This is a genomic window from Yaniella sp. (assembly GCF_030453185.1).
In the GTDB taxonomy this organism is placed as follows: domain Bacteria; phylum Actinomycetota; class Actinomycetes; order Actinomycetales; family Micrococcaceae; genus Yaniella.
Map to the genome: position 1 here is coordinate 1 of NZ_JAKDKW010000123.1, position 4,350 is coordinate 4,350.

Annotated in this window: 4 protein-coding genes and 1 pseudogene; 1 reads left to right on the forward strand and 4 read right to left on the reverse strand. The window is 60.9% G+C overall.

All coding sequences use genetic code 11. The features are described 5' to 3' along the window. From L0H14_RS11900 to mvk, 4 genes and pseudogenes are all read right to left on the reverse strand, one after another. Positions 1 to 464: pseudogene (locus L0H14_RS11900) on the reverse strand (type 2 isopentenyl-diphosphate Delta-isomerase); the annotation flags it as partial. Between the two features lie 2 nt (positions 465 to 466). Further along, on the reverse strand, positions 467 to 1,555 hold the full coding sequence (locus tag L0H14_RS11905; protein ID WP_301421933.1) for a phosphomevalonate kinase: 1,089 nt from the start codon (positions 1,553 to 1,555) through the stop codon (positions 467 to 469). After that, a complete protein-coding gene (gene mvaD / locus L0H14_RS11910) occupies positions 1,552 to 2,523 on the reverse strand; it encodes a diphosphomevalonate decarboxylase (protein ID WP_301421934.1) in 972 nt (323 codons plus the stop codon). The genes L0H14_RS11905 and mvaD overlap by 4 nt, the downstream gene beginning before the upstream one ends. After that, positions 2,523 to 3,644 (reverse strand): mevalonate kinase, encoded by a 1,122-nt coding sequence (mvk, locus tag L0H14_RS11915; RefSeq protein WP_301421935.1) that lies wholly within the window; start codon positions 3,642 to 3,644, stop codon positions 2,523 to 2,525. Before mvk ends, mvaD begins: the two co-directional genes overlap by 1 nt. 161 nt (positions 3,645 to 3,805) lie before the next feature. On the opposite strand from mvk, the gene L0H14_RS11920 reads away from it, so the two are divergent. Further along, positions 3,806 to 4,350: GerMN domain-containing protein (locus tag L0H14_RS11920; protein WP_301421936.1), on the forward strand; the 545-nt coding region annotated here is incomplete at its 3' end.

The window sequence follows — 4,350 nt, forward strand, 5'->3', positions numbered from 1 at the left end:
GTTTCTTGGATGGGGTTGACGTGGAGCTGCAAACCGTCGGCGGCCAAGAGCTCTACGGCGGCTTTGGCGTGCGCCAGGGTCCGTCCTGCACCTAGGTTCGCCCAGACGATGCCGTGGGGGTTGTGTTCACGGATCACCGTGAACGAGGGCGCGGTCTCGGGCTTGTCGAGCGCCACACCGACCGAGCCGGAGGCCATGGGCACACCGGTGGCTGCGGCGGCTTTGGCCAGTGCGGTGTTAATCGGGAGCGCAGTGTCTGTTCCGCCCGTCATCCCGTTGATGTAGATCGGCGAATCCAGCGTCCAAGGTCCCAGCTGGATGCTGGTATCGACGTCATCGGCGTCAACACCGGCCAGCGCGTGGTGAATGAAATCGACGTCGTCGAAAGCGTTTTCGGAGCCATCGAGTTGTTCTTGCTGGGCTGCGGCCAGGCGAATGTGATCGTCTTTGCGGGATTGTGCCATGGTTACTCCTCGAGCCCGACACCCAGTTGTGTCACGTTCAAATGTAGCGGTTGAATACCGTGTTGTTGCCAGGTGTTGTATATGACGGCCGGATCGACTGTGGGTTCGGCCAATACGATACCGCAGTCGCCACCGCCGGCCCCCGAGGTTTTGGCAGAGACCCCTTCGAGCAGCTCGGCCGATTCGATGAGCGTGGTCAACTGTGGTGTTTCGATCAGCGTTGCCGTGTGGTCGGCCATGCGGGCTAAGAGCGTTCGGGCGGTGCGGATGCCGACATGGATGAGTGGAAATTTTTCTTCGGCCAGCGCCAAAATCAGGCTGTTCACGTTCGCGGCCGATGGCCTCAAAAACGCGTCGTCCCAGTTCAGTCCTGCCCCGTTGGAGGTTGCTTGGCTGACGAGTTGGTCGGTTTCGGCCGGGCTGCCAGTCCAGCCGATCAGGATTTGAATATCGGTTGGGGTGGGGATGCGTCTCGCGCGCATGGGAATCCAGGCCGGCCCGGTCATGGCTTCGGTCACACCGGTGTTGCCGGTGAGGACTCGGGCCAGGTTGTCTCGATCCGGTGCCTGGTAGTACACCCATCCGCCCAGCGCGCCGGCGGCCAGGTCTCCACCCGAGGATTTCGGCGAAATTTCAATGGACGCCAGGATACCGAGTTTAATTTTGTCGATGACAGACAGTCGGAGGTCATAGAGCTCATTGAAAGCGGTGACCACGGCCATGGTGGCCGCCCCGGAGGAACCCAGTCCATATTTTTCACCGGTGTCGGAACGCAAAGTGGAACTGAAATGGAGGTCAGCGGGGATGCGTTGGATGTTCCGCTCTGCACGCAGTGCGTCCATCACGAGCCACGCGGCCAGTGCGTAGTCTGTACCAAAGGTCTTGTTCTTAGCGGCTGCGATGCCGTGGTCGTGGGCCAGCAGTTGTGCGGTCGGCGTATCGACCGGAGCCGGCTCTGCCGGAGTCACGGTGACCGATACATACCGGTCCACCGCGATCAAGATGGCGGGCTGTCCTGCGGTCACGACGGCGTATTCGCCGGCCACATACAACTTTCCGGGTGCGGCCACCCGAAATGGCAGTGGCGTCATGCAACGTCCACCAGGTGGGCGCCGGGTCCCGGTAGAAAGGTGTTGACTTGCCCGAACGTTGCGACGCGTTGGGCCACGGCGTCGGCATCTGTCGGGCGACAAATGATCACCACATTGGGGCCGGCATCAGCGGTGGCGTAGGCTTCGAGGCCATCGTCTCGCATAGCCGTGACCTCTTCGAATACCTGCCACGAAACCGGCGCCAAATAGCGGATGGGAGGGTGCGTGGCGTTGATGACGGCGTGCATGCGGTGGGCGTGGGTTTCGGTAATCTGACCGATGCGGGTGAAGTCCTCGGCGGCACAGGCTGCGATCATCTCGTTGAGCGTGGTGACCGTGGTATCAATCCAGGCCTGATAGAACGGGCTGGTTTCGCGAGTGGCCACCATGCCATCGCGCGAGGAAACCTTTTTGGCTTGGGTATTGACGGTCACCGAAACCATCGCCATATCCGGGGCTGAAATGGCTTCGGCATAGCTTGTCGCATCCGAGGTACCGGCGTGCCAGACGGCGAACCGGTCGATCAGTGAACGCGAGGCCGAACCCGATCCGCGGCGAGCCAGTCGGGACAGGTCTTTGACGGAGAGGTCCAGCCCGTAGGCGTGGGCTGCAGCGGTTGCCAGTGCGGCAAAACCGGATGCCGATGATGCCATGCCGGCGGCCGTGGGGCCTTCATTCGTGGAGACGACCTTGGCGTGGGACTCGGCGGTGTCCAGGCCTGCTTCAGCGGCCAGCGAGCGCACCACATCGAGAAACGCGGTGGTTCGCCCGGTTGCTTTGGCATCGGCGGTGGTGCCGTTGAGCTCGAACGTGTCGTTGCCCGTGGCGAGTTCGACACTGGTGGTGGTCGCGAACTGGTCCAGGGTCATGGACATTGAGCCGGCCACCGGAATGATCAGCTCGTCATTGGCTTTGCCCCAGTATTTGACCAGGGCGATATTTGGGTGCGCTCGCGCAATGGATGCCACTAGCGGTCCTCCTTGCGAACACGAGCGGTTGGTGCGGTCATCAAATCAAAGTCGTTGGGAATCAACGAGGTCGTCCAGGTGCGAGTTGCGCCCACCGCGGTCATGGCAGCGGCGACGTCGCCGGCTTGTTCTTGGTCCGGTACAACGGCCAACACACAGCCGCCCAGTCCGGATCCGGTGAGTTTCGCACCGTAGGCTCCGGCCTCCAACGCTGCGGCGACCACGGCATCCAGCGCCGGTGACGAAACACCCAGGTAGGCCAACAGTGAGTGAGCCTCGTGCATGGACTGGCCCACCCGAATTGGATCGCCAATGCCCAGTGAGTACACCACGTCATCGGTCAAATTCGCAAGGTCTTCTACCACCCGATCCACCACGCGCGGCTGGATGTCGCGCAGCATAGAGACGCCGTCGACGGCGGCAGCGGTTGATCCAGAGGTGCCGGTATCGGCAATAACGAACGTGCATTTCTCCACAACCTTGACGGTTGTGGGCTTGCCCTGCTGGAAGCGCAGCGGCGTCATCGACTGCACCGCGTGAGCATCCAGACCGGATGAGGTCCCGTGAGCAACGTGTTCTGCTTCTTGGACCAGCGAATGAGTCTGGGCCTCGGTGAGCCGTACTCCAGCCAGATTCGCCACCGCACGGACAACGGCAGCCGAAGTGGCCGCAGATGAGCCAAGCCCGCGTTCAAAGGGAATGGTCGAACGCAAAATCAGCTCGACCCGGTCGGGACGCACATCGAGTTGTTCCGCGGAGACGCGCAGTGCGGTGAGCACCGGATCCATGTGGATCGGTGCGGTGGCCAGCGGGCCGGTATACAAATCCGAGGTAATAAAGCCGCGGCGAGCGCGACGGATCGAAGCCGTAGCCTGGAGATCCAATAGCGGCAGAACAATTGCCGGGGCACCGTACACCACCGAGTGCTCGCCCAATAAAATGGCTTTGCCGTGGGCCGAGCCCAAACCGGTTTCAACGCCGCTGCCGGCAACCTTGCCAACCCCGCCGCCTAATAAGGGGTCGGCAAACCGATCCCGCCCGGTCAGCGACTGATCAAATCCGCTGTCACTCCACTGAACACTGGAGCCGGAAATATCACCGTGTGGTGCACTGTGTCTCATCGGTACGAAGGAAACCTCTAAGTCAAAACAAATCTGAACTATTTATTCTAAGCCACCCGAGCAGATGTACCGAATGTTTAACCGTTCAACCCAATAATCCACGATAGAATTGCGGGCAACGACTGATTCTCGTAGCCGTGAAACGGCCCGTAGGAGACCGCTTGAGAAGACTTCCCGCCCTGGCAGCACTTGCCGCATCCGCACTTCTGCTTGCAGGCTGTGGAATCTTTTCGGGCTCCGGAGAGACTGACGACGGCGTCCAACCGGATCAGGCCGAGTCCCCCACGCAGGATCCCGACGACGCTTTCCAGTCACTGCAGGTCAATATGGTGGCCCAATCTGGCACCCACTTTCCTGACGGCGTCGATGGAGTGACCATCGGCTGTTCCGATACTCTGGTAACCATTGGAACCGTCCCCATCGAAGCGGAAACCACCGAAGAGCATGTCTCGGCGGCCGTCGAATTCCTCCTGGATGATTCGCAGTATTATCACGGCGACCCGGCCTTCACGAACTCGCTGACCCTGTCAGAAACACTTGAACTCTCGAACGTTGAACTTGATCGCGATGCGGTCCAGGTCGAACTCACCGGCGAGCCCATTGTCCAAAGTGAATGCGAGGCTTACCGCATCCAGGCCCAGTTGTACGGCACGGTAGCCTCAACCGCCGATGTTGAAGAGGTCAGCATCAGCGTCGAAGGTACCGA